The organism is Erwinia persicina NBRC 102418, assembly GCF_001571305.1.
Taxonomy (GTDB): Bacteria; Pseudomonadota; Gammaproteobacteria; order Enterobacterales; family Enterobacteriaceae; genus Erwinia; species Erwinia persicina.
The window spans coordinates 72,362-97,048 of sequence record NZ_BCTN01000016.1 but is presented as its reverse complement, the minus strand read 5'-3'; the positions used below and the strand labels follow the sequence as shown (position 1 = coordinate 97,048).

General features: G+C 55.5%; 19 protein-coding genes. 9 read left to right on the top strand and 10 right to left on the bottom strand.

Translation table 11 applies throughout. From position 1 onward, the window contains the following. Window positions 1–146 precede the first annotated feature (146 nt). Together rapA and rluA are read left to right on the top strand one after the other, a co-directional pair. Entirely contained in the window at window positions 147–3,053 is a 2,907-nt protein-coding gene (rapA, locus tag EPE01S_RS17000; protein WP_062747484.1) for an RNA polymerase-associated protein RapA, read from the top strand. Further along, window positions 3,054–3,713, top strand: a complete 660-nt coding sequence (gene rluA / locus EPE01S_RS16995) for a bifunctional tRNA pseudouridine(32) synthase/23S rRNA pseudouridine(746) synthase RluA (protein WP_062747482.1) — start codon at window positions 3,054–3,056, stop codon at window positions 3,711–3,713. It abuts the gene before it with no gap. Window positions 3,714–3,758: 45 nt separating this feature from the next. Here rluA and djlA read toward each other — a convergent pair whose 3' ends face one another. After that, window positions 3,759–4,580 carry a co-chaperone DjlA gene (gene djlA / locus EPE01S_RS16990; protein WP_062747480.1) on the bottom strand — a complete coding sequence of 274 codons (822 nt, stop codon included), beginning with the start codon at window positions 4,578–4,580 and terminating at the stop codon, window positions 3,759–3,761. A gap of 268 nt (window positions 4,581–4,848) precedes the next feature. On the opposite strand from djlA, the gene lptD reads away from it, so the two are divergent. Genes lptD through apaH form a run of 6 tightly spaced genes read left to right on the top strand, consistent with a single transcriptional unit; the run spans window position 4,849 to window position 11,586 of the window. Beyond that, window positions 4,849–7,227: an LPS assembly protein LptD gene (lptD, locus tag EPE01S_RS16985; protein WP_062747478.1), complete on the top strand. Its 2,379-nt coding sequence runs from the start codon at window positions 4,849–4,851 to the stop codon at window positions 7,225–7,227. 54 nt (window positions 7,228–7,281) lie between these two features. Then, window positions 7,282–8,577, top strand: a complete 1,296-nt coding sequence (gene surA / locus EPE01S_RS16980) for a peptidylprolyl isomerase SurA (RefSeq protein ID WP_062747475.1) — start codon at window positions 7,282–7,284, stop codon at window positions 8,575–8,577. Continuing rightward, window positions 8,567–9,559: a 4-hydroxythreonine-4-phosphate dehydrogenase PdxA gene (pdxA, locus tag EPE01S_RS16975; protein WP_062747473.1), complete on the top strand. Its 993-nt coding sequence runs from the start codon at window positions 8,567–8,569 to the stop codon at window positions 9,557–9,559. Before surA ends, pdxA begins: the two co-directional genes overlap by 11 nt. Further along, window positions 9,552–10,373: a 16S rRNA (adenine(1518)-N(6)/adenine(1519)-N(6))-dimethyltransferase RsmA gene (gene rsmA, locus EPE01S_RS16970; RefSeq protein ID WP_062747471.1), complete on the top strand. Its 822-nt coding sequence runs from the start codon at window positions 9,552–9,554 to the stop codon at window positions 10,371–10,373. Before pdxA ends, rsmA begins: the two co-directional genes overlap by 8 nt. Window positions 10,374–10,375: 2 nt before the next feature. After that, window positions 10,376–10,753, top strand: coding sequence for a Co2+/Mg2+ efflux facilitator ApaG/CorD (gene apaG / locus EPE01S_RS16965; RefSeq protein WP_062747469.1), 378 nt, complete (start codon window positions 10,376–10,378; stop codon window positions 10,751–10,753). 14 nt (window positions 10,754–10,767) lie between these two features. Then, window positions 10,768–11,586 (top strand): bis(5'-nucleosyl)-tetraphosphatase (symmetrical) ApaH, encoded by an 819-nt coding sequence (apaH, locus tag EPE01S_RS16960; RefSeq protein ID WP_062747467.1) that lies wholly within the window; start codon window positions 10,768–10,770, stop codon window positions 11,584–11,586. A 47-nt stretch (window positions 11,587–11,633) separates the two neighbouring features. On the opposite strand, the gene folA is transcribed toward apaH, so the two are convergent. After that, window positions 11,634–12,116: a type 3 dihydrofolate reductase gene (gene folA, locus EPE01S_RS16955; protein WP_062747529.1), complete on the bottom strand. Its 483-nt coding sequence runs from the start codon at window positions 12,114–12,116 to the stop codon at window positions 11,634–11,636. A 189-nt stretch (window positions 12,117–12,305) separates the two neighbouring features. Between folA and EPE01S_RS16950 the strand changes: the two genes are divergently transcribed. Next, window positions 12,306–12,920: a LysE family translocator gene (locus EPE01S_RS16950; protein WP_062747465.1), complete on the top strand. Its 615-nt coding sequence runs from the start codon at window positions 12,306–12,308 to the stop codon at window positions 12,918–12,920. Between the two features lie 79 nt (window positions 12,921–12,999). Here the strand turns inward: EPE01S_RS16950 and EPE01S_RS16945 are convergent, their stop codons facing one another. From EPE01S_RS16945 to ileS, 8 genes are all read right to left on the bottom strand, one after another. Beyond that, window positions 13,000–13,743: an acid phosphatase gene (locus tag EPE01S_RS16945; RefSeq protein WP_062747527.1), complete on the bottom strand. Its 744-nt coding sequence runs from the start codon at window positions 13,741–13,743 to the stop codon at window positions 13,000–13,002. A 224-nt stretch (window positions 13,744–13,967) separates the two neighbouring features. Next, window positions 13,968–17,192, bottom strand: a complete 3,225-nt coding sequence (carB, locus tag EPE01S_RS16940) for a carbamoyl-phosphate synthase large subunit (RefSeq protein WP_062747461.1) — start codon at window positions 17,190–17,192, stop codon at window positions 13,968–13,970. An 18-nt stretch (window positions 17,193–17,210) separates the two neighbouring features. Next, complete coding sequence (gene carA, locus EPE01S_RS16935) at window positions 17,211–18,347, bottom strand: glutamine-hydrolyzing carbamoyl-phosphate synthase small subunit (protein WP_062747459.1); 1,137 nt, start codon at window positions 18,345–18,347, stop codon at window positions 17,211–17,213. A 470-nt stretch (window positions 18,348–18,817) separates the two neighbouring features. Next, complete coding sequence (gene dapB / locus EPE01S_RS16925; RefSeq protein ID WP_062747455.1) at window positions 18,818–19,639, bottom strand: 4-hydroxy-tetrahydrodipicolinate reductase; 822 nt, start codon at window positions 19,637–19,639, stop codon at window positions 18,818–18,820. Between the two features lie 301 nt (window positions 19,640–19,940). Continuing rightward, window positions 19,941–20,894, bottom strand: a complete 954-nt coding sequence (gene ispH / locus EPE01S_RS16920; RefSeq protein ID WP_062747453.1) for a 4-hydroxy-3-methylbut-2-enyl diphosphate reductase — start codon at window positions 20,892–20,894, stop codon at window positions 19,941–19,943. Further along, window positions 20,875–21,345, bottom strand: coding sequence for an FKBP-type peptidyl-prolyl cis-trans isomerase (gene fkpB / locus EPE01S_RS16915; protein WP_062747451.1), 471 nt, complete (start codon window positions 21,343–21,345; stop codon window positions 20,875–20,877). Before fkpB ends, ispH begins: the two co-directional genes overlap by 20 nt. A 3-nt stretch (window positions 21,346–21,348) precedes the next feature. Next, entirely contained in the window at window positions 21,349–21,858 is a 510-nt protein-coding gene (lspA, locus tag EPE01S_RS16910; protein ID WP_062747449.1) for a signal peptidase II, read from the bottom strand. Then, window positions 21,855–24,671 carry an isoleucine--tRNA ligase gene (ileS, locus tag EPE01S_RS16905; RefSeq protein ID WP_062747447.1) on the bottom strand — a complete coding sequence of 939 codons (2,817 nt, stop codon included), beginning with the start codon at window positions 24,669–24,671 and terminating at the stop codon, window positions 21,855–21,857. The genes lspA and ileS overlap by 4 nt, the downstream gene beginning before the upstream one ends. Window positions 24,672–24,687 lie beyond the last annotated feature (16 nt).

The following is a 24,687-nucleotide window of genomic DNA, read 5'->3' as shown; positions in this document are numbered from 1 at the left end:
CCAGTACCATAGCGCCCTTCCTGAGTATCAACACCCTCATACTTGAAGCTGCTGTGCAGACTGTGTGCATTCATCGCCGGGCACTCTTTACCGGGCAGCAGTGCTATTGCCGAAAATAAACTAGACGAGAATCGAGCCGAATATTTATGCCTTTTACACTTGGTCAGCGCTGGATAAGCGATACGGAAAGCGAACTGGGATTGGGAACTGTGGTTGCCGTAGATACACGTATGGTTACCCTGCTCTTTCCTGCCACGGGCGAAAACCGTCTCTACGCCAGAAGTGATTCACCGATCACCCGCGTGGTGTTCAATCCCGGTGACACCATCACCAGCCACGAAGGCTGGCAGATGGAGGTTGACGAGGTAATTACCGACAATGGCGTGGTCAGTTATGTCGGCACCCGGCTTGATAGCGAAGAAGCAAACGTCGTTCTGCGTGAAGTGATGCTGGACAGCAAACTGGTGTTTGGCAAACCGCAGGATCGCCTGTTTGCCGGGCAGTTGGACCGTATGGACCGTTTTGCCCTGCGCTTTCGCGCGCGAAAGTACCAGAGTGAGCAGTATCGCCTGGCCACCAGCGGCCTGCGCGGAATGCGTACCAACCTGATCCCCCATCAGTTGCATATCGCTCACGATGTTGGCCGCCGCCACGCGCCGCGCGTACTGCTGGCCGATGAGGTGGGCTTAGGGAAAACCATCGAAGCCGGGATGATCATTCACCAGCAGCTGCTGGCAGGCCGTGCTGAACGTATTCTGATTGTGGTGCCGGAAACCCTGCAACACCAGTGGCTGGTTGAGATGCTGCGCCGCTTCAACCTGCGCTTCGCGCTGTTTGATGATGACCGCTATGCCGAAGCGCAGCACGACAGCGATAACCCGTTTGAAACGGAACAGATGATTATCTGTTCGCTGGACTTTGTCCGCCGCAACAAGCAGCGCCTGGAAAAACTGGCGGATGCCGAGTGGGACCTGATGGTGGTCGATGAAGCCCATCACCTGGTGTGGTCAGAAGAGGCACCAAGCCGCGAGTACCAGGTTATTGAACAGTTAGCCGAGCAGATCCCGGGGATCCTGCTGCTGACCGCCACGCCAGAGCAGCTGGGCATGGAGAGCCATTTCGCCCGTCTGCGTCTGCTTGACCCCAATCGTTTCCATGATTTCGCCCAGTTTGTTGAAGAGCAGAAGCACTTCCGTCCGATTGCCGATGCGGTAGCCATGCTGCTAGCGGACAAAACCATCAGCAACGATGAACTGAACCTGCTTAACGACCTGATGGGTGAACAGGATATTGAGCCGCTGCTGCAAACAGCAAACAGCGATCGTGAAGGCAAGCTGGAAGCCCGTCAGGAGCTGATCAGCATGCTGATGGACCGTCACGGCACCAGCCGCGTCCTGTTCCGTAACACCCGTAACGGGGTAAAAGGGTTCCCGAAACGCGAACTGCATCAGATTCGCCTGCCGTTACCTACACAGTATCAGACAGCGATCAAAGTTTCCGGCATCATGAGCGCCCGTAAATCTGCCGATGAACGCGCCCGCGATATGCTTTACCCGGAGCAGATTTATCAGGAATTTGAAGGCGACAGCGGTACCTGGTGGAACTTTGACCCGCGCGTTGAATGGCTGATGGGCTTCCTGACCAGTAACCGGGATAAGAAGGTGCTGGTGATCTGCGCCAAAGCCGCAACGGCACTGCAGCTTGAGCAGGTGCTGCGCGAGCGCGAAGGCATCCGTGCCGCCGTGTTCCATGAAGGCCTGTCAATCATCGAACGTGACCGGGCAGCCGCGTGGTTTGCCTCCGAAGAAGACGGCGCTCAGGTTCTGCTGTGCTCAGAAATCGGTTCAGAAGGCCGTAACTTCCAGTTTGCCAGCCAGATGGTAATGTTCGATCTGCCGTTCAACCCGGATCTGCTGGAACAGCGAATTGGCCGTCTTGACCGTATCGGCCAGGCGCACGATATCCAGATCCACGTTCCTTATCTGGAAAAGACGGCGCAGTCCGTGTTGGTGAAGTGGTATCACGAAGGGCTGGATGCGTTTGAGCACACCTGTCCGACCGGTCGTACCGTTTACGACAGCGTCTATGCGCCGCTGATCGAGTATCTGGCCGCTCCGGAAAATACCGAAGGACTGGATGACTTTATCCAGGCGTGCCGCAAGCAGCACGATGCGTTGAAAGTACAGTTGGAACAGGGACGCGACCGTCTGCTGGAACTGAACTCTAACGGCGGCGAAAAAGCGCAGGCGCTGGCAGATAAGATCGCCGAACAGGATAACGACATTGAGCTGGTCAATTTCGCCCTTAACCTGTTTGATATTGTCGGCATTAACCAGGAAGATCGCAGTGATAACCTGATTATCCTCACCCCTGGCGACCATATGCTGGTGCCCGACTTCCCGGGCCTGCCGGAAGATGGCTGTACCATTACCTTTGACCGTAACCAGGCACTGTCGCGTGAAGATGCGCAATACGTAAGCTGGGAACACCCCATCATCCGAAATGGTCTGGATCTGATCCTCTCCGGGGATACCGGCAGCTGCGCGATTTCGCTGCTGAAGAACAAGGCGCTGCCCGTCGGTACCCTGCTGGTTGAGCTGATCTACGTCGTGGAGGCTCAGGCACCGAAGCATCTGCAGCTGACCCGCTTCCTGCCGCCCACCCCGGTGCGCATGCTGGTTGACCGTAAGGGCACCAACCTTGCAGCCAAAGTCGAGTTTGAAAGTTTCAACCGTCAGCTGAACGCGGTAAACCGCCACACCGGCAGCAAACTGGTGAATGCGGTGCAGCAGGACGTACACGAGATCATCAAGCTGTCAGAAGAGCAGGCCGCCATCGAAGCACGCAAGCTGATTGATGCGGCAAGGAGCGAGGCCAATGAGAAACTGAGTGCGGAACTGTCGCGTCTGCTGGCTCTGAGCGCCGTCAATCCCAATATCCGTCAGGATGAAATTGAGGCACTGGAAAGTAATCGTGAACAGGTGCTGGCCAACCTTGACGATGCAGGCTGGCGTCTTGATGCGCTGCGTCTGATTGTTGTGACGCATCAGTAAATGATGATGGCACCCTATCATCCGCCGCTGGAGCCGTGGCTGCATATCCTCTATCAGGATGAGCACATCATGGTGATCAATAAACCCAGCGGGCTGCTGTCCGTACCGGGTCGTCTGGATGAGCACAAGGACAGCGTCATGACGCGCGTCCAGCGTGACTTCCCGACGGCAGAATCGGTTCACCGGCTGGACATGGCCACCAGCGGCGTTATCGTGGTAGCGCTGACCAAAGCCGCCGAGCGGGAGCTTAAGCGTCAGTTCCGCGAGCGTGAACCACAGAAAACTTATGTGGCACGCGTCTGGGGACATCCGCAGCCGGAGAAAGGGGTGGTGGATTTACCGCTAATCTGTGACTGGCCGAACCGGCCTAAGCAGAAAGTCTGTTTTGACACCGGGAAATCGGCACAGACAGAGTATCAGGTGCTGGATTACGCCAGTGATAACAGCGCCCGCGTAAAGCTGAAGCCGATTACCGGCCGTTCTCATCAGCTGCGCGTGCATATGCTGGCGCTGGGGCATCCGATACTGGGAGATAACTTCTATGCGCACGATGAAGCCAGAATGATAGCCCCCCGTCTGCAACTGCATGCAGAGAGTCTGAGCATTACTCATCCGCAGTACGGCACACCAATGACATTCCGTCAGCCAGCGGAATTTTAATCCGGCACGGGGCGAACCTTTTTTCGGTTCGCCCTCTTTCACCGATTATTTAAATCCTTTCTCGCGTTTGATCAGGTCGTATGCCCCCTGAATTTCCTGCGCTTTCTGCTTCGCCATCTCCATCATCTCCGGCGGTAAGCCTTTCGCTACCAGTTTATCCGGATGATGTTCACTCATCAGCTTACGATAGGCACGCTTAATGGTGGTGGCATCATCGCTACTCCTGACCCCCAGTACGCTGCAGGCATCGTCCAGCGTAGGCCCGCGCTGGGCGCCGGCAAATCCACCCTGTGAAGATCCGCCCTGATACGCCCCGCCGCCAAATTGCTGGCCGCTTTCCATCATGCGCAGGAACTGGTCAAACTGCGCCCGGGAAATACCCAGCTCCTCAGCGATGACATACAACACCTGGCGTTCATTGGGATGCAGCGAACCGTCGGCAAAGGCGGCCTGAATCTGAATTTCCAGGAACATTCGGATCAGGTCAAAGCGGCCAAAGCAGGCGCTGCGCAGTTCACGCAGCTTATCGCGCAGGGGATAGTCGCCCTGCTTACCTTCACGAAAGGCCTGCTGTGCTGCCGCCCGTCCGGCCGCATCAAGCTGCATACGATCCATTAACAGCGACGCCATCTGAATATCGGCGTCCGTGACCCGGCCTTTCGATTTCGTCAGATGCCCCATCACCTGGAATGTGGTGCGGAAAAACAGCGCCTGGCGGGTCTGCTGATTCGCAAAATATCCCTGACGGGCAGGTGAGCGCGCTTTATCAATCAGATGTCCGGCCAGCAGGCCAAAAACCACGCCCCAGAAGCCCGCGCCGGACAATAAACCCAGCACAAGACCCAAAACTTTTCCCCAATAGCGCATATACTCCTCAATTCGCCATGCTGAAGGCTAAAAATTGCATTATCATACCTGTCATTTCTCTCACAGCCTATTGGTACGCGGCCAGACAATCAGAAGTATACCCGAATGATTTCAAGAAGCAGAAGGCAGTTCCGGGCTAAACCCGCACACCGACTAAAAACAGGTGACCCGGGAGAGGAGCGCTGTCAAACTCAACATATGCTTGAAAGATTAAGGGTATGACTAGCGCAATGCAGTTGAGTACGTTAGTCTCTGACCGTTTGTCGGCATGATGCCAGTGATTACGGAATTCTCGATACCGCGTATGAATAAAAGACTACCTACATTGCTGGCCACGTTAATTGGTACAGCTCTTTACAGCCAGCAAGGGTTGGCCGATGACCTCGCATCACAGTGTATGCTTGGGGTGCCCAGTTACGACCGTCCTCTGGTGCAGGGAAAGGCGACGAATCAGTTGCCCGTCACCATCGATGCCGATACCGCCAAAGGCAACTATCCTGATGACGCCGTCTTTACGGGTAATGTTGATATCCGTCAGGGTAACAGCCGCCTGCAGTCCGATGAAGTTCAGCTGCATCAAAAAATACTTAACGGGCAAACGACGCCGACGCGAACCGTCGATGCCCTGGGTAATGTGCACTATGATGACAACCAGGTCATCCTGAAAGGTCCGAAAGCCTGGTCCAATCTGAATACCAAAGATACCAACGTCTGGAACGGTAACTATCAGATGGTGGGTCGCCAGGGGCGCGGTGTCGCGGACCAGATGAAGTTGCGTGATAATAACCGCTACACGATCCTGGAAAATGGCACGTTCACGTCCTGCCTGCCGGGACAAAACAGCTGGAGCGTGGTGGGTTCTGAAGTGATCCACGACCGCGATGAACAGCTGGCTGAAATCTGGAATGCCCGCTTTAAAATCGGTCCGGTGCCGGTATTTTACAGCCCTTACCTGCAGTTGCCGGTCGGCGACAAGCGCCGCTCCGGGTTCCTGATCCCGAATGCGAAATACGGCAGTAATACCGGCTTCGAATTTATGCTGCCGTATTACTGGAACATTGCGCCACAGGCCGATGCCACGCTGACACCACACTACATCAGCCGCCGTGGTATGCAGTGGCAGAATGAGTTCCGCTACCTGACCGTTGCCGGCCAGGGCCTGATGCAGTTCGACTACCTCGGTTCAGACAGTTTGTATAACCGAGAGCATCCGGACGATAAAGATTCCAACCGCTGGCTGTTCTACTGGCGCCATACCGGCGTTTACGATCAGCACTGGCGCTTCAATGCTGACTACACCAAAGTCAGCGATCCGTACTATTTTAACGATCTCGACTCCACGTACGGTTCCACCACCGATGGTTACGTCACGCAGAAGTTCAGTATTGGCTACGCTGATACCAACTGGGATGCCACGCTGTCGACTAAACAGTTCCAGATTTTCTCGACCAATGCGACCCGTGACGTCTATCGCGCCGAACCTCAGCTCGATATTAATTATTACCAGAATGATGTCGGCCCGTTTGATACTCATCTGTATGCCCAGGCGGTAAAATTCACCAACGTCAATGAGAAGCTGCCGGACGCCACGCGTCTGCACCTTGAGCCGACGATTGATTTACCGATGTCAAACGGCTGGGGAAGCCTGAACACCGAAGCCAAACTGCTGGCCACGCATTATCAGCAGGACAATATTGAGTACTACAACTCTCTGTCGGGCAACAGTGACAATCAGTTAAAAGACTCGGTCAACCGCGTGATGCCGCAGTTCAAAGTTGATGGCAAGATGGTATTTGACCGCGACATGGACTGGGCAAAAGGGTACACCCAGACGCTGGAACCGCGCGTACAGTACCTCTACACGCCGTATCGCGACCAGAGTGATATCCGTGCCTATGACTCTACGCTGCTGCAAAGTGACTACACGGGCCTGTTCCGTGACCGCACTTACAGCGGTCTGGATCGCATCGCCTCCGCAAACCAGGTCAGCACCGGTGTCACCTCGCGAATTTTTGATGATCAACTGGTTGAACGTTTTAACGCTTCCATTGGTCAAATCTACTCGTTCACCCCGGCTCGTACCGGGTTAAACACCACGAGCGACGACGACAGGGGGAGCCTGGTATGGGCTGGCGACAGTTACTGGAAGATCAGTGACCGGTGGGCAGCGCGCGGCGGACTGCAATATGACACTAACCTGAATGATATTTCGCAGGGTAATGCCGTACTGGAATACCGCCGGGATGCAGACCGGATGATCCAGCTGAACTACCGCTACACCAGCAAGGAGTATGTGCAGCAAACGCTGACCAGCTTAAATAACCCGCTTTGGCAGCAGGAGATTTCGCAGATCGGTGCTACTGCCAGCTGGCCAATTGCTGATGCATGGTCTGTCGTTGGGGCCTGGTATTATGATACCAAAGCCAACCAGGCTGCCGATCAGCTGATTGGCGTGCAGTACAGCTCCTGTTGCTATGCGCTCCGCCTTGGCTACGAACGTAAGATCAACGGTTGGGAAAACGACAACAGTAAGTACGACAATAAAATCTCGTTCAACATTGAACTGCGTGGCCTCAGCCCAAGCTATGGGTTAGGTACCGGTCAGATGCTGCGTCAGGGCATCCTGCCCTATCAACGCGCTTTCTGATGTTGTGATGTTTGGTAGGCAAACCCGCAGTGCGGATAGAAGAATGGAAAAAGTATGAAGAACTGGAGAATGCTGATCCTCGGTGCAGCCCTGACAGCCAACACGGCGTTCGCAGCCCCGCAAGTTGTTGATAAAGTTGCTGCCGTAGTGAATAACGGCGTAGTGTTGGAAAGTGATGTGGATGGCATGATGCAGTCCGTAAAAGGCCAGTCGCAGCAGGCAGGTCAGCAGCTACCGGATGACAAAACCCTGCGTCACCAGATCCTTGAACGTCTGGTGATGGATAATATTTTGCTGCAAATGGCAAAACAGGCCGGTATTCAGGTGTCCGATGCCCAGTTGGATCAGGCGATCGGTAACATTGCCGCTCAGAATAAAATGAGTGTCGATCAGTTGCGCAGCCGTCTGGCGTACGATGGTATGAACTATGCCACCTACCGTGAGCAGATCCGTAAGGAGATGCTCACCTCAGAAGTGCGCAACAACGAAGTTCGCCGCCGCGTCACCATCCTGCCCCAGGAAGTGGATCAGCTCGCTACGCAGCTGGCGTCACAGAATGATGCCGGTACAGAGCTGAACCTGAGCCACATTCTGCTGCCACTGCCAGAGAACCCGACTCAGCAGCAGGTGGATGACCAGGAAAGCCTGGCCAGACAGCTGGCTGGCGAAGCGAAGTCCGGCGCTGATTTCGGCAAGCTGGCAATCACCTACTCTGCCGACCCACAGGCGCTGAAAGGCGGCAACATGGGCTGGGGCCGTATTCAGGAGCTGCCATCCCTGTTTGCTCAGGCGCTGGTGACGGCGAAGAAAGGTGACATCATTGGTCCGATCCGTTCGGGTGTGGGTTTCCATATCCTGAAAGTGAACGATATGCGCGGTGATAACCAGAGCATCTCGGTAACTGAAGTTCATGCACGCCATATCCTGCTCAAGCCCTCGCCGATCATGACTGACGATCAGGCACGCCAGAAGCTGCAGGAAGTGGCCGCAGAGATCAAAAGCGGCAAGCTGACCTTCGCTGATGCGGCGAAACAGCTGTCGCAGGATCCAGGTTCAGCGAACCAGGGCGGCGATCTCGGCTGGAGCTCACCGGAGGTGTTCGACCCGGCTTTCCGTGATGCCCTGCTGCGCCTGCAGAAAGGCCAGATGAGCGGTCCGGTGCACTCCTCCTTCGGCTGGCATCTGATACAGCTGATGGATACCCGTAAAGTCGATAAGACCGATGCAGCGAAGAAAGAGCGTGCTTACCGCCTGCTGTTCAACCGTAAGTTCTCCGAAGAAGCGCAGACCTGGATGCAGGAACAGCGCGCGGCTGCCTACGTGAAGATTCTGGATCCGAATGCGCAGTAGCCAACGCGTGGTGATTACTCCCGGCGAACCCGCCGGGATTGGTCCCGACTTAATCGTTCAACTGGCCCGGCAAGACTGGCCGGTTGAGCTGGTTGTCTGTGCCGACCCTGAGCTGCTGCGCACCCGCGCGGCAGCTTTGCATTTACCCCTGACTCTGCGCCTCTATCAGCCGGACCGTCCCGCAGTGCCACAGCAGGCCGGCACCCTTACCGTGCTGCCGGTACCGCTGGCGCAGCCTGCCGTACCGGGTGAGCTCTGCGTCGAGAATGGTCAATACGTGCTGGCCACGCTTGCCCGCGCCTGCGACGGCTGCCTGAGCGGCGAGTTTGCCGCACTGATCACCGGACCGGTCCACAAGGGCGTGATTAACGATGCGGGTATTCCTTTCAGCGGGCATACTGAATTCTTCGCTGAACGTGCCGGGTGTGAACGCGTGGTCATGATGCTGGCAACGGAGGAGCTGCGCGTGGCGCTGGCCACCACCCATCTGCCGCTGAAAGAGGTTGCGGACAGCATCACACGTGACAGCCTGCATGAGGTGATCACCATCCTGAATGCGGATCTGCAACGCCAGTTTGGTCTGCCTGCGCCGCATATTTTTGTCTGCGGTCTGAATCCGCATGCGGGTGAAGGCGGCCATATGGGTCGTGAAGAGATAGACGTCATTATCCCGGCGCTGGAAGAACTCCGGCAGCGCGGAATACGGCTGACCGGGCCGCTGCCTGCTGATACGTTGTTCCAGCCGAAATATCTGCAACATGCCGATGCGGTGCTGGCGATGTATCACGATCAGGGACTTCCGGTGCTAAAATATCAGGGCTTTGGTCGGGCGGTGAATATCACCCTCGGTCTGCCATTTATCCGCACGTCTGTTGACCATGGCACAGCTCTTGAGCTGGCCGGAAGCGGTCAGGCTGATGCGGGCAGCTTTAAGACGGCGCTTAACCTCGCCATTACCATGATTAAGAGCAGTAATGAATAGTCGCGTTCACCAGGGCCACTTTGCCCGCAAACGTTTTGGACAGAACTTCCTTAACGATCCGTACATTATCGAAAGTATTGTTAATGCCATCCACCCACAGAAGGGTGAAGTGGTGGTTGAGATCGGCCCCGGCCTTGCTGCGCTTACCGAGCCGGTAGGGGAACGTCTGGATGCCATGACGGTCATTGAAATTGACCGTGACCTGGCCGCGCGTTTGCAGACTCACCCTTTTCTTGGCCCTAAGCTGACCATTTTCCAGCAGGATGCCATGGCCTTTGACTTCGCCGCCTATGCGCAGGAAAAAGGGCAAAAGCTGCGCGTGTTTGGTAATCTGCCCTATAACATTTCCACCCCCCTGATGTTCCACCTGTTCAGCTATACCGGTGCCATCCAGGACATGCACTTTATGCTGCAAAAAGAGGTGGTGAATCGCCTGGTTGCCGGTCCTGGCAGCAAAGCCTATGGCCGTCTGACCGTCATGGCGCAATATTACTGCCAGGTGATCCCGGTGCTGGAAGTGCCACCAGAATCCTTTACCCCGGCACCGAAAGTCGATTCCGCCGTGGTGCGTCTGATGCCTTATGCGCAGATCCCTCACCCGGTTGACGATATTCGTGCCCTGAGTCGCATCACCACAGAAGCTTTCGGCAAACGTCGTAAGACGCTGCGTAACAGCCTGGGTCATCTGTTCTCTGCCGACGCGCTGGCAGAAATGGAGATTGATCCGACGCTACGTGCGGAGAATATCAGCGTTGCACAATATTGCCGTCTGGCGAACTGGTTGACTGCGCATCCTCAGCCGCAGGAGAACTGAGTATGAACAATACGCCCAAAGTCTGTGTTCAGGTGCAAAGTGCTTACGTCGCGTCACAGTCTGCACCTGATGAAGAACGTTACGTGTTTGCTTACACCATCACTGTTCGTAATCTGGGGCGTATCCCGGTTCAGCTCATCGGCCGTTACTGGTTAATAACCAACGGTAACGGCCGTGAAACCGAAGTTCAGGGTGAAGGCGTGGTGGGCGAACAGCCACACATCGAACCCGGCGGCGAGTTTCAGTACACCAGCGGAGCGATACTCGAAACCCCAATGGGCACCATGCAGGGCCACTACCAGATGCTCGATGCCGATGGTGAGTCCTTCGTCGTTGATATCCCGGTCTTCCGTCTGGCTATTGCCACCCATATTCATTAAACCGGCCTTTTTGCATGAGCACTTATTTAATCGGTGATGTTCACGGTTGCTACGACGAGTTGCGTTCGCTGCTTGATCAGGCGCAGTTTGACCCGGCGTCCGATCAGCTCTGGCTGACCGGAGACCTGGTGGCTCGTGGGCCTGCGTCACTGGAAGTTCTGCGTTTTGTGCGTTATCTGGGCGACTGCGTCAGACTGGTGCTGGGCAACCATGACCTGCATCTGCTGGCGGTGTATGCCGGTATCAGCCGCAATAAACCCAAAGATCGTATCACGCCGCTACTGGAAGCCCCTGACGCTGATCTGCTGATCAACTGGCTTCGTCGTCAGCCATTGCTTCAGGTTGATGAAGAAAAAAAGCTGGTCATGGCCCATGCCGGGATAACCCCGCAGTGGGACATTGAAACGGCACAAAGCTGCGCACGTGAAGTGGAAGCCGTACTGAGCAGTGATACTTATCCGCTGTTTCTCGATGCCATGTACGGAGATATGCCTAACAACTGGTCCCCCGAGCTGACGGGGCTGGCCCGCTTACGCTTCAGCACCAATGCCCTGACGCGGATGCGTTTTTGCTTCCCGAACGGCCAACTGGACATGATTGCGAAAGAGGCTCCGGACAGTGCTCCTCCGCCGTTAAAACCGTGGTTCAACATTCCCGGAGTCGTACCGCGCGATTATACCATCGTGTTTGGTCACTGGGCTTCGCTGGAAGGAAAAGGTACACCAGAAGGGATTATTGCCCTGGATACCGGCTGCTGCTGGGGAGGTACGCTGACCATGCTGCGCTGGGAAGATAAGCGTGTATTTACTCAGGTGTCGAACCGCGAACGTTAACAGAGCCCAGGTCGGGCGGACCGGTACAGCGTGTCCGCCCCGGTCAGTTAACGGCGATCTAAAATCTCGAAGCAGAAGCTGTGGGAGTTCTTCTCATCCGCATCATGGAATTCGCTGAACACGGACTGCCATTCATCCGGTTCATAGTCCGGGAAATGGGTGTCCCCTTCCACTTCTGCATCAATATGCGTCAGATACAGGCGGTCTGCGCGCGGCAGTAATTGTTCATAAATACGCCCACCGCCGATCACCATCAGTTCCTCAACATCCCCTGCCGTTTTCAGCGCCTCCTCAATCGAGGTTACCCAGGTCACCCCGGCTGCATCGCCTTTCTGGCTGCTGATAACAATGTTCAGACGCCCTGGCAGCGGACGGCCAATTGATTCCCAGGTGCGACGGCCCATGATCACTGGCTTGTTGAGGGTGTGCTTCTTAAACCACGCCAGGTCGGCAGGCAAGTGCCAGGGCATGGCGTTTTCCATCCCAATAACGCGGTCAGCCGCAAGGGCTGCAATCAGGCTAATCATCATATCAAACTCAGCAGGGGGTAAAATTGGCGCCATGATACGTAAAGGCGAAACTTTCGTCGATAGGTAAGCGGAGGATATTCGGTAAAGGTTTTTCAGTGTATCGGTTACATCACCTTCCGCCTATTTTTCGCCGCACAAAACAAGGAGACATGGTAGAATCTGCCGCTCAATCCGCTAAAGACCGCCACTATGTTAGAAACCAGCTTATTCGTCGCCACGATTGTGGTGCTGGGCATGCTCTCCCCCGGCCCTGACTTTTTTCTGATTATCAAAAACGCCGCACGTTACCGTCGCAGCGCCGCGCTGATGAGCGCATTAGGCGTAAACTGTGCCGTTGCCACCCATATGGCTTACTGCGTGGCCGGGCTGGCCGTGGTCATCACCACAACGCCGTGGCTGTTTATGCTGCTGAAATATGCCGGTGCCGCCTATCTGATTTATATCGGCATACAGGCGCTGCTGTCGCGCGGTGGCAGCAAGATGGACCTCAGTAACGTGACGCCCGAGCAAACCTCACTGAAAAAGGCCTTTTTGCAGGGTTATTTGTGTAACCTGCTGAATCCTAAAGCGACGTTATTTTTCCTGTCGATCTTCACACAGGTTCTGAGTGTTGACTCGAGCCTTCACGAGAAGCTGCTGTATGCGGGCATCATCCTCGGCCTGTCCATGCTGTGGTGGCCGCTGCTGGTGATGTTGATCCAGAGTGGCCCGGTGCGTCGCGGGCTGGCAAAAGCCCAGCGTATCGTTGATAAGCTGCTCGGCGGCGTACTGATCGCCCTGGGGATTAAGGTGGCGTTGTCCTGATGGGGGGTGGAGGGCGCTGATAAAGGCGCCCCCGCCTGTCTTTCAGCGCGGGCGGAACAGACCGCCCGCAAAAGGTGTCTTAATGAGCACTGCCCTTCAGGCGTTTAAATTCATCTTTGGCTTTTTGCAGCTGAGTCACGAAGGTGGGTTCCGCGTGCAGACGCGCCACAATCGCCGATGCGACGACGCGGGCGGCGGTGACGTCACTCTGCCAGTGATATCCACAGATGACACGACTTTGCCCCATCTCATAGCCCCGCTGTAAAATCTGCCCCTGCCGTTCGGTATTAATTTCAGACAGCACCAGCGCCGTTGCCCAGCCGATAGTGGTATGCCCGGAAGGGTAAGAACCGTTGGTAGAGAGCTTGCCTTCATCGTCGGAGCGACAGGTCGCTTCGTGATAGAACGCAAACGGACGGATGCGCATGTAATGCTCTTTGGCGCTGCGCGTCGCCAGATCGCCCGCATCTTCGCGCATTTTCTTCACCAGACGGTACTGCTCAGGGGTTTTCTCTGGCGAGATCGTCATGCCGTACGCTTCTGAGAACGCTTCGGCTACGCCATCGCCTTCGACATTAGCATCTTTCCACGCCTGCTTCCCTCGCGGCGTATTGCGCAGCATCTTACCTGCATCGTACTGGGTTTTATCGTTCAGGAACTCAATGCTGTCCATGGCGGGAGGGGGAGGCAACAGCGCCAGGCTGTCAATCGACTGCGACTCTTTCAGGAAGTAAACGTCAGGTTTGGTTGTCACATCTTTTGCCGCATACGCAAACTGCGACATCACTGCACCGATCAGCGTGGCCAGTACAATTTTTTTCATCATCATTTCCCTATAATTGTGGGTATTAAACGGGCTGTTCATTCAGCCCAGAATATAAAAAAATCGAGCCTGGACAATACTATAGGATGCAGGCGATGCTGCAATGGCGGAGATCACAAAACCCGTAATCCCTGTAACAAACCTGAGACAAAAAAAAGGCCAATCGTCAGATCGGCCTTACAGCAGCAGGACGGGCCAGAGTCAGCCCCATTTCACTGGCGAGATTATGCGTTAATCTGCGCGTGCATCTCCTGTACGGAAATGACCTGATCCGTCGCGCTGGAGTGCAGGGAAGTCGTGGTGGCGAATGCACCGTTCAGCGTGGTGTCGTAGTGCACTTTATACTGCAGCGCACTGCGGCGGATCAGCTTGGAGTCCTCAATCGCCTGACGCCCTGCGGTGGTGTTAACGATGTACACGTACTCCCCGTTTTTCACCCGATCCTGAATGTGCGGTCGGCCTTCGTGCACCTTGTTGACCTGACGCACCGCAATCCCGGCGGCCTTCAGCACGTCGGCAGTGCCGGCGGTAGCATCCAGTTCAAAGCCGAAGTCCTGCAGACGCTGCGCCAGTTCAACGATGCGTTTTTTATCACCTTCGCGCACTGACAGCAGCGCACGGCCACTTTTCTTCATGTTGCTCTGTGCGCCCAGCATCGCCTTGCAGAACGCTTCAGCAAAGGTACGGCCTACACCCATCACTTCGCCCGTTGAACGCATCTCCGGGCCAAGGATCGGGTCAACGCCCTGGAACTTGTTAAACGGCAGCACCACTTCTTTCACCGAGTAGTACGGCGGGATAATCTCTTTGGTCACGCCCTGGGCAGCCAGTGTTTTACCGGCCATCACGCGTGCAGCCACCTTCGCCAGCGGCATGCCGGTCGCTTTGGAGACAAACGGCACGGTACGGGCGGCACGCGGGTTCACCTCAATCAGGTAAACTTCATTATCCTTCACCGCAAACTGCACGTTCATCAGGCCGCGTACGCCCAGCTCAAACGCCAGCTTTTTCACCTGCTCACGCATGACGTCCTGAATGTCCTGACTCAGCGTGTAGGCTGGCAGGGAACACGCCGAGTCACCGGAGTGCACACCGGCCTGCTCAATGTGTTCCATGATACCGCCGATCAGCACCTGCTCACCGTCGCAGATCGCATCCACGTCGACTTCAACCGCGTCGTCAAGGAAGCGATCCAGCAGCACCGGGGCGTCGTTAGAAACCGAGACCGCGGTGTTGAAGTAGCGCTTCAGGTCAATTTCGTCGTACACGATTTCCATCGCCCGGCCACCCAGTACGTAAGACGGGCGCACCACCAGCGGATAGCCAATCAGCGCCGCTTTTTCTACGGCCATATCGATGGCGGTGACGGTGGCGTTGGCCGGCTGCTTCAGGCCCAGGCGCTCAACGGCCTGCTGGAAACGTTCGCGGTCTTCAGCACGGTCAATGGCGTCCGGGCTGGTACCGATAACCGGTACACCGGCGGCTTCCAGCGCGCGCGCCAGCTTCAGTGGGGTCTGGCCACCGTACTGCACGATAACGCCTTTTGGCTTTTCGATGCGCACAATTTCCAGCACGTCTTCCAGGGTCACGGGTTCGAAGTACAGACGATCAGAGGTGTCGTAGTCGGTCGATACGGTTTCCGGGTTACAGTTGACCATGATGGTCTCGAAGCCGTCTTCACGCAGCGCCAGCGAAGCATGAACGCAGCAGTAGTCAAACTCGATGCCCTGGCCGATACGGTTTGGACCGCCGCCCAGCACCATGATTTTATCACGGTCCTGATTCGGGTTCGCTTCACACTCTTCTTCATAGGTGGAGTACATGTAGGCGGTATTGGTCGAGAATTCCGCCGCACAGGTATCAACACGCTTATACACCGGATGCAGGTTATGCTGCTCGCGTAGCGCACGGATTTCCGCTTCAGACACGCCAGCCACATCCGCCAGGCGCGCATCGGCAAAGCCTTTGCGCTTCAGCGTGCGCAGGAAGTCATAGCTCAGGCCGTTAATACCCTGTTCTGCTACCTGACTTTCCAGCGTCACCAGCTCTTCAATCTGCACCAGGAACCAGCGGTCAACGTTGGTCAGCGCAAAAACATCGTCCACGCTCATCCCGGCGCGGAAGGCATCAGCGATATACCAGATACGGTCGCAACCGGCATCTTTCAGCTCGCGGCGAATAGTGGTCAGCGCTTCCGGGTCATTCAGGTCAACTTTCGGGTCGAAACCATGAGCACCGACTTCAAGGCCACGCAGCGCTTTCTGCATCGATTCCTGCAGGGTGCGGCCAATCGCCATCACTTCACCCACAGATTTCATCTGCGTGGTCAGACGATCATTAGCCCCGGCGAACTTTTCAAAGTTGAAGCGTGGAATTTTCGTCACAACGTAGTCGATAGACGGCTCAAACGAGGCCGGGGTCAGGCCACCGGTAATGTCGTTAGTCAGCTCATCCAGCGTAAAGCCCACCGCCAGCTTGGCGGCAATTTTGGCAATCGGGAAGCCGGTGGCTTTAGACGCCAGCGCAGAAGAACGCGACACGCGTGGGTTCATCTCGATAACGATCAGACGGCCATTCTCCGGGTTAACGGAGAACTGTACGTTAGACCCGCCGGTTTCCACGCCGATTTCACGCAGCACCGCAAGCGAAGCGTTACGCATGATCTGGTACTCTTTATCGGTCAGCGTCTGGGCTGGCGCAACGGTAATGGAATCACCCGTGTGGATGCCCATGGCATCAAAGTTTTCGATGGAGCAGACGATGATGCAGTTGTCGTTTTTATCACGCACCACTTCCATCTCATACTCTTTCCAGCCAATCAGCGACTCATCAATCAGCAGCTCATTAGTCGGTGACAGATCGAGGCCGCGCTCACAGATCTCTTCGAACTCTTCGCGATTGTAGGCAATACCGCCACCGGTGCCGCCCATTGTAAAGGAAGGTCGGATGATGCACGGGAAGCCGACGTCAGCAGCCACGGCCAGCGCTTCTTCCATGGTGTGGGCGATCCCTGAACGCGCCGTATCGAGGCCGATTTTTTTCATTGCCACGTCGAAACGACGGCGGTCTTCGGCTTTATCAATCGCGTCAGCGGTAGCACCAATCATGGTTACGCCAAACTCTTCCAGCACGCCCTGGCGCTCTAATTCTAACGCACAGTTCAGCGCCGTCTGGCCGCCCATGGTCGGCAATACTGCATCCGGGCGCTCTTTTTCGATGATCTTCCGCACCACTTCCCAGTGAATCGGCTCAATATAGGTTGCATCGGCCATGTCCGGGTCGGTCATGATGGTGGCCGGGTTAGAGTTCACCAGAATAACGCGGTAACCCTCTTCACGCAGCGCCTTACAGGCCTGGGCACCGGAGTAGTCGAATTCGCAGGCCTGGCCGATGACAATCGGGCCAGCGCCCAGGATCAGGATACTTTTTATGTCTGTACGTTTTGGCATTCTCTTTCTCTCCCGATCTTATTTCGCGGCTTTAATCAGTTCGATAAAGTGATCGAACAACGGGGCAGCATCGTGCGGACCCGGGCTGGCTTCCGGATGGCCCTGGAAGCTGAAGGCAGCTTTATCGGTGCGGTGAATACCCTGAACCGTATGATCAAAGAGCGAGGTATGGGTCACGCGCAGGTTTGCCGGCAGGTTGCTGTCATCCACCGCAAAACCATGGTTCTGGGCGGTGATCATCACGGTGTTGTTGTCGTGATCTTTCACCGGGTGGTTACCGCCGTGGTGGCCGAGCTTCATCTTCACCGTTTTTGCACCGCTGGCCAGAGCCAGTAGCTGATGGCCCAGACAGATACCAAACACCGGAATATCGGTTTCCAGCAGGCGTTTGATCGCAGTAATGGCGTAATCGCATGGCTCTGGGTCGCCGGGACCATTCGAGAGGAAAACACCATCCGGGTTCAGCTTCAGAACGTCCTCAGCAGAGGTCTGCGCAGGAACGACCGTCAGGCGGCAGCCGCGATCCACCAGCATGCGCAGAATATTGCGCTTCACGCCGTAGTCGTAAGCCACCACGTGGAAGGGCAGATCGGCCGCCGCTGCAGGTGCCGGCAGTTCGCCTTCCAGCGTCCAGCTACCCTGCTGCCAGCTGTAAGGCTGGGCCACGGTCACTTCTTTCGCCAGGTCCATACCCTTCAGACCCGGGAACGCTTTTGCTTTGGCCAGCGCCTCTGCCGCATCCGGCGCGTCTCCGGCGATAATGCAGCCATTCTGAGCCCCTTTTTCACGCAGCAGACGAGTCAGCTTGCGTGTATCGATATCGGCAATAGCGACAATGTTGTGGCGCGTCAGATAGTCCGACAGGCCTTCTTCATTGCGGTAGTTGCTGGCAATCAACGGCAGGTCGCGGATAACTAAACCCTGTGCGTGTACCTGAGTGGATTCTGCGTCAGCGGCGTTGGTGCCGACATTGCCGATATGGGGATAAGTGAGAGTGACGATCTGGCGGGAATAGGAAGGATCAGTGAGGATTTCTTGATAACCGGTCATTGACGTGTTGAAAACAACTTCTCCCACTGCCGATCCGGTAGCCCCGATGGCCCGACCGTGGAATTGGGTTCCGTCTTCCAGAACCAATAGCGCTGACTTAATCAAAACATCCTCCAGGGGAATAAACAGTCACAATATCTGCATATTAATTCAGGAATGACCCCAAAATCAATGCAAAAACTGCCTGACTGCTCAGTTTTTGGCAAATTGCGCGCATTCTAAAGATCGCCCCCGCTGTTGTCTACCCTGCGAGGCACTTTTCCTGTCATTTTTAACTAACTGAGGATAAAACAGGAACATTTACCCTGAAACCACCACATATCCTGGTGATAAAATCGGTTGCCTGCCACGGTGTAAATTATTTCATGGCGGTTAATGGTAAAAATCAGACCAAATGGTCAAAAACAGACAGGAAGAGAGGAAATAAATGCGAAAAAGAAGATATTAAATCAGTTAAGATGCACGGAAAACTTAAAAGCCGTATTTTTACAAAAAACAAAAAGGGCAATAAAATTATTGCCCTTCCAATCAAATAGTTATGATTGAAATAACCACATCACGATGGTACACAACACTTATAAATCATCAAGATTAAGCACATTTCGCATGTCATAAAGACCAACTTTATGCGCCTTCAACCATACTGCCGCACGAACCGCACCATTCGCAAAGGTCATACGGCTTGAAGCCTTATGGGTTATCTCTACTCGCTCACCCACATCTGCAAACATCGCCGTATGCTCACCGACGATGTCACCGGCACGCACAGTGGCAAAACCAATGGTCTGTGCCTCGCGTTCACCAGTGTGGCCTTCACGGGCATAGACCGCATGCTCATTCAGGTTCCAGTTCATGGCGTCTGCTATCGCCTCCCCCATCGCCAGCGCCGTGCCTGAGGGCGCATCCACTTTGTGACGATGGTGCGCTTCAATAATTTCGATATCCGCATAGTCACCCATCACTTTGGCTGCTTTCTCCAGCAGCTTCAGCACCAGGTTAACGCCAACGCTAAAGTTAGCGGCAAATACGATAGCGGTATCCGCTGAGGCGGCTTTGATGGCCGCCTTACCCGCCTCATCAAACCCCGTCGTTCCAATCACCATCGCTTTTTTATGCTGGCGGCAAAAGTCCAGATAATGCAGTGAAGCCTCAGGACGGGTAAAGTCGACCAGTACATCAAAGTCATTCACGACCGCATCAAGGTTATCGGTGATGTTCACGCCCAGCACGCCACAACCGGCCAGCTCGCCCGCATCAGCGCCTACGAGGGAAGATGCTGAACGCACCAGCGCGGCTCCCAGACACGCCCCTTCAGCCTGTACCGTCGCCTGGATTAACTGGCGTCCCATGCGCCCGGAGGCACCCACAATGGCGATACGGATTGCTGCATTACTCATATTTATTCATTCCTGACAGATTTCTATGCATGTACAACGCATCCAGATTAACCAGCGGTTAACTTCTGCGCCACAACTAAAAACGGATAATAAGAATTTTACGCCAGCGCGTGAGGATTATCAGTAAAACAGATTTCGTCAGGATTGGGGAAAGGAAATGATTAAGCATGGCAGGCGTAACGTGGCGTCATCGGCGCAGCGAGTTTGAACAAGGACAGCGCACAACACCCGGAGCGTACACGTAGTACGTGAGGAGTGTGAGCACTGCCCAGCTTCAAAATAGCAAGTAAGATAGCCGCCCTCAGGTGATCTGCTTTACCTCTACGCGCAGTTCTTTCGGCACTTCAAACACGATATTCTCTTCACGCCCAATCAGTTCGATGGCATCAACACCGCCGAGTTCATTGAGACGCTGGATGACCTGCTGCACCAGAATATCGGGTGCGGAGGCACCAGCGGTCACCCCGACACAGCCCACACCTCTGACCCACTCTTCCTGAATATCCTCAGCCGAGTCAATCAGGCGTGCCAGCTTACCGGCACGCTGTGCCAGCTCTGCCAGACGGTTTGAGTTCGAGGAGTTTTTCGAACCAACCACCAGCACCACATCAGCATCCCGGGCCAGCGTACGCACGGCCTCCTGGCGGTTGGTAGTGGCATAGCAGATATCATCTTTACGCGGACCGATAATCTTCGGGAAGCGGGCGCGAAGTGCGTCAATCACTTCACAGGTATCATCAACGGACAGTGTGGTTTGCGTCATAAAGCTCAGGTTGTTTTCGTCTTTTACCTGTAGCTTCCAGACATCCGCGGGCGCTTCAACCAGGTACATGCCCCCTTTCGGGTTATTGTACTGGCCCATCGTGCCCTCTACCTCCGGATGGCCGGCATGGCCAATCAGGATCGCTTCTGTCCCTTTGCGGCTGGCACGCGCGACTTCCATATGCACTTTGGTGACCAGCGGGCAGGTCGCATCAAAGAGCATTGTCAGGTCACGCGCTTTCGCTTCTGCACGCACGGCCTGAGAAACGCCGTGAGCCGAGAAGATCAGGATCGACCCGTCCGGCACTTCAGCAATTTCCTCAATGAAAATCGCCCCACGCTCACGCAGGCTGTTCACCACGTAGCGGTTATGCACCACTTCATGCCGCACGTAGATAGGGGCGCCATACATCTCCAGCGCACGCTCGACAATACTGATAGCGCGATCAACGCCCGCGCAGAAGCCGCGCGGGTTAGCCAGCAGGATCTGCATTGCTCGTCTCCCGTACCGGATCAATCTCCAGCACTTCTACGTCAAAGTGAATAGTCTGTCCGGCCAGTGGATGATTGAAATCCACGGTGATCGAATCCCCGGAAATCTCACGGATCACGCCCGGCATTTCGTTACCATCCATGCCGCTGAACAGCATGATGGCACCTATTTCCGGCTCCCCGGCCTCGACAAAGTCGCGGCGCGAGAAGTACTGAACCAGATCGGGACTGATGCCGCCAAAGGCATCGGCTGCTTCCAGCGCAAAGGCACATTTATCGCCTGTTTTCAGCCCAATCAAATGGCTTTCCAGCCCCTCTGACAGGCTGCCATCGCCCAGACAAAACAGCGCGGGTTTCCCGTTGCTGCGCGTCGATTCCGCCGTGGAACCGTCCGCCAGCTTTAAGGTGAAATGTACCAGCACTTCGCTGTTACGCTGTACAGAATCGGTCATGCCCTACCCTTTATTCTTAGCCTGTTTACCGGCCGGGCTCAGGAACCCTTCCAGCACGATCAGCGCGGCACCAATACAGATACCACAGTCGGCAATATTAAACGTGGCGAAGTGCCAGTCACCGACATAGAAGTCGATGAAATCCACCACAAAGCCATGATATGACCGGTCAAACAGGTTACCTACTGCGCCACCCACAATCAGCGCATAGGCAATGTTATTCAGTTTACTGGTGGCTGGAGTACGGTACATCATCACCAGCAGCACCACGACGATAGCAATGGCAATGCCGGCAAAGAACCAGCGCTGCCAGCCCCCTTTATCGGCGAGGAAGCTGAACGCCGCGCCGTAGTTGTGAGCATAGAAGAAGTTAAAGTATGGCATCACCGGCATCGATTCGTGCAGCATCAGATTATCCATAATCCACTGCTTACTGGCGAAATCGATGCCAATGACCAACACCACCAGCCACAGCCAGCGTAATCCGGTTGAGAGAACAGGTTTAGTCATCATGCAAACTTACGCTGTTCGCCGCTGCCCGCGACGTTAGTGACACAACGGCCGCACACGTCAGCGTGTTCAGCATTCTGGCCGATATCGTTAGTGTAATGCCAGCAGCGCGGGCACTTCTCGCCTTCCGCTTTGCTCAGGGCAATTTTCAGACCTTTTACCCCTTCGCTTTGCTGTGCATCAGCGGTGGCCTGCGCATAATCCGCAACCTGCGCCCCGGAAGTCAGCAACACAAAGCGCAGCTCCTCACCCAGGCTGGTCAGCTTCGCGGCCAGGTCTGCGTCAGCATACAGCGTCACGCTGGCTTCCAGAGACCCGCCAATCCGCTTATCAGCGCGGGCCTGCTCGATCACCTTGTTGACTTCACCGCGTACTTTCAGCAGTTCTGCCCAGTAACTGTCGTTCATCGGCTGGTTGTCTTCCAGGCTGAACAGCCCGTCAAACCACTCTTCGGTAAAGACATACTGGCTGCGTTTACCCGGCAGGTAACCCCAGATTTCATCGGCAGTGAAGGACATAATCGGTGCCATCCAGCGCACCAGCGCTTCCACGATATACCACAGCGCCGTCTGACAGCTGCGACGCGCCAGGCCATCGGCCTTCGCGGTGTACTGACGATCCTTGATGATATCCAGGTAGAAGGAGCCCATCTCAACCGAACAGAACTGCATCAGACGCTGCACGACTTCATGGAAGTCATAAGCTTCATACGAGGCTACGATATCATTCTGTGCCGCCAGCGCACGGCCAACGGCCCAGCGATCCACCACCACCATCTCTTCCGGTTTCACCCTATCGGTTTCCGGATTAAAACCGGCAAGGTTTGCCAGCAGGAAACGTGCGGTGTTACGGATGCGGCGATAGCTGTCGGCAGAGCGTTTAAGGATTTCGTCGGATACGGCGATCTCACCGGAGTAGTCCGTAGAGGCGACCCACAGGCGCAGAATATCGGCGCCCAGTTTGTTCATCACATCCTGCGGGCTGACAGTATTGCCCAGTGACTTGGACATCTTACGGCCCTGACCATCGACGGTGAAGCCGTGCGTCAGTACCTGACGGTAAGGCGCTTTGCCTTTCATCGCGGTCGAGATCATCAGTGAGGACATAAACCAGCCGCGGTGCTGATCCGATCCTTCCAGATACAGGTCAGGGGCATTGCCGTCAAATTCAGGGCGGGCATCGACGACCGAGTAGCTGGTTGAACCGGAGTCAAACCAGACGTCCAGGGTATCCGGGACTTTAACGTAGTTGTCAGCATCGGCGCCCATCAGGTCGCGGGCATCAAGATCCCACCATGCCTGAATGCCGTCCTGCTCAACCCGCTTCGCCACTTTCTCCATCAGCTCCAGCGAATCCGGGTGCAGCTGTTCGGTGTCTTTATGGACGAACAGCGCCATCGGCACGCCCCAGGTACGCTGACGGGAAATACACCAGTCAGGACGGTTCGCGACCATCGATTCAATACGTGCCTGACCCCAGTCCGGGATCCACTGCACGCCCTTGATCTCTTTCAGCGACTGCGCACGCAGGCCCTTCTGATCCATGCTGATAAACCACTGTGGCGTAGCGCGGAAGATGATGGGCGTTTTATGACGCCAGCAGTGTGGATAGCTGTGGAACAGTTTCTCAACGTGCAGCAGAGCGCCCTTTTCACGCAGCAGTTCAACGATCATATCGTTGGCTTTAAAGACGTTCACACCATCCAGCGTCGGGTAGGTTCCCGGCAGATAGCAGCCGTCCGGGCCGACCGGGTTAGCCACTTCGATACCGTATTTCTGGCCGATAACATAGTCGTCCGGGCCATGGCCTGGTGCGGTATGGACCGCACCGGTACCGGCTTCCAGCGTGACATGCTCACCCAGCACAACCGGAGAGGTATGGTCGAGGAACGGATGCTGGAAGCCCATCAGCTCCAGGTCTGCCCCTTTCGCTTCGCCCAGCACGGTCCAGGCGGCAACACCAACGCGCTGCATCACGCTCTCAACCATCTCTTTGGCGAGGATCAGAGCACGGCCTTCAATCTGTACCAGCTGGTAGTCGAATTCAGGATGCAGTGAGATAGCGCGGTTAGCCGGCATGGTCCACGGCGTGGTAGTCCAGATCACCAGCGAGATCGGGCCGTCAACATTCGTTGCCGCAAATTTGGCCTGTACCCCCTCTTTATCAGTCGCATTGAACATGACATCGATAGACGGAGAGGTTTTATCGTAGTACTCCACTTCCGCCTCAGCCAGGGCAGAACGGCAGTCCAGGCACCAGTGTACCGGCTTGGCCCCTTTGTGCAGGTGCCCGTTACCGATGATTTTACCCAGCGCACGGATAATATTGGCTTCGGTCTGGAAGTTCATTGTCAGATACGGACGGTCCCAGTCACCCAACACACCCAGACGGATAAAGTCGGCTTTCTGCCCTTCCACCTGCTCGGCAGCGTATTTGCGGCAGGCAGCACGGAACTCAGCGGCGCTGACTTTCTCTCCCGGCTTACCGATCATCTGCTCAACTTTATGCTCGATAGGCAGACCGTGGCAGTCCCAACCCGGTACATAAGGCGAGTCATAGCCCGCCATGCCTTTCGACTTAACGATAATGTCTTTCAGAATCTTGTTAACGGAGTGACCAATATGAATGCTGCCGTTGGCGTAAGGAGGGCCATCGTGCAGGATAAAGGTTTTTTTCCCTTTCTTGGCTTCGCGAATGATGCCGTACAGCTTGTCATCATACCAACGTTGCAGCATACCCGGTTCGCGTTTGGCCAGATCGCCACGCATCGGGAACCCCGTTTCCGGCAAATTCAGGGTAGATTTATAGTCACTCATCAGATTCTCGGTTCCG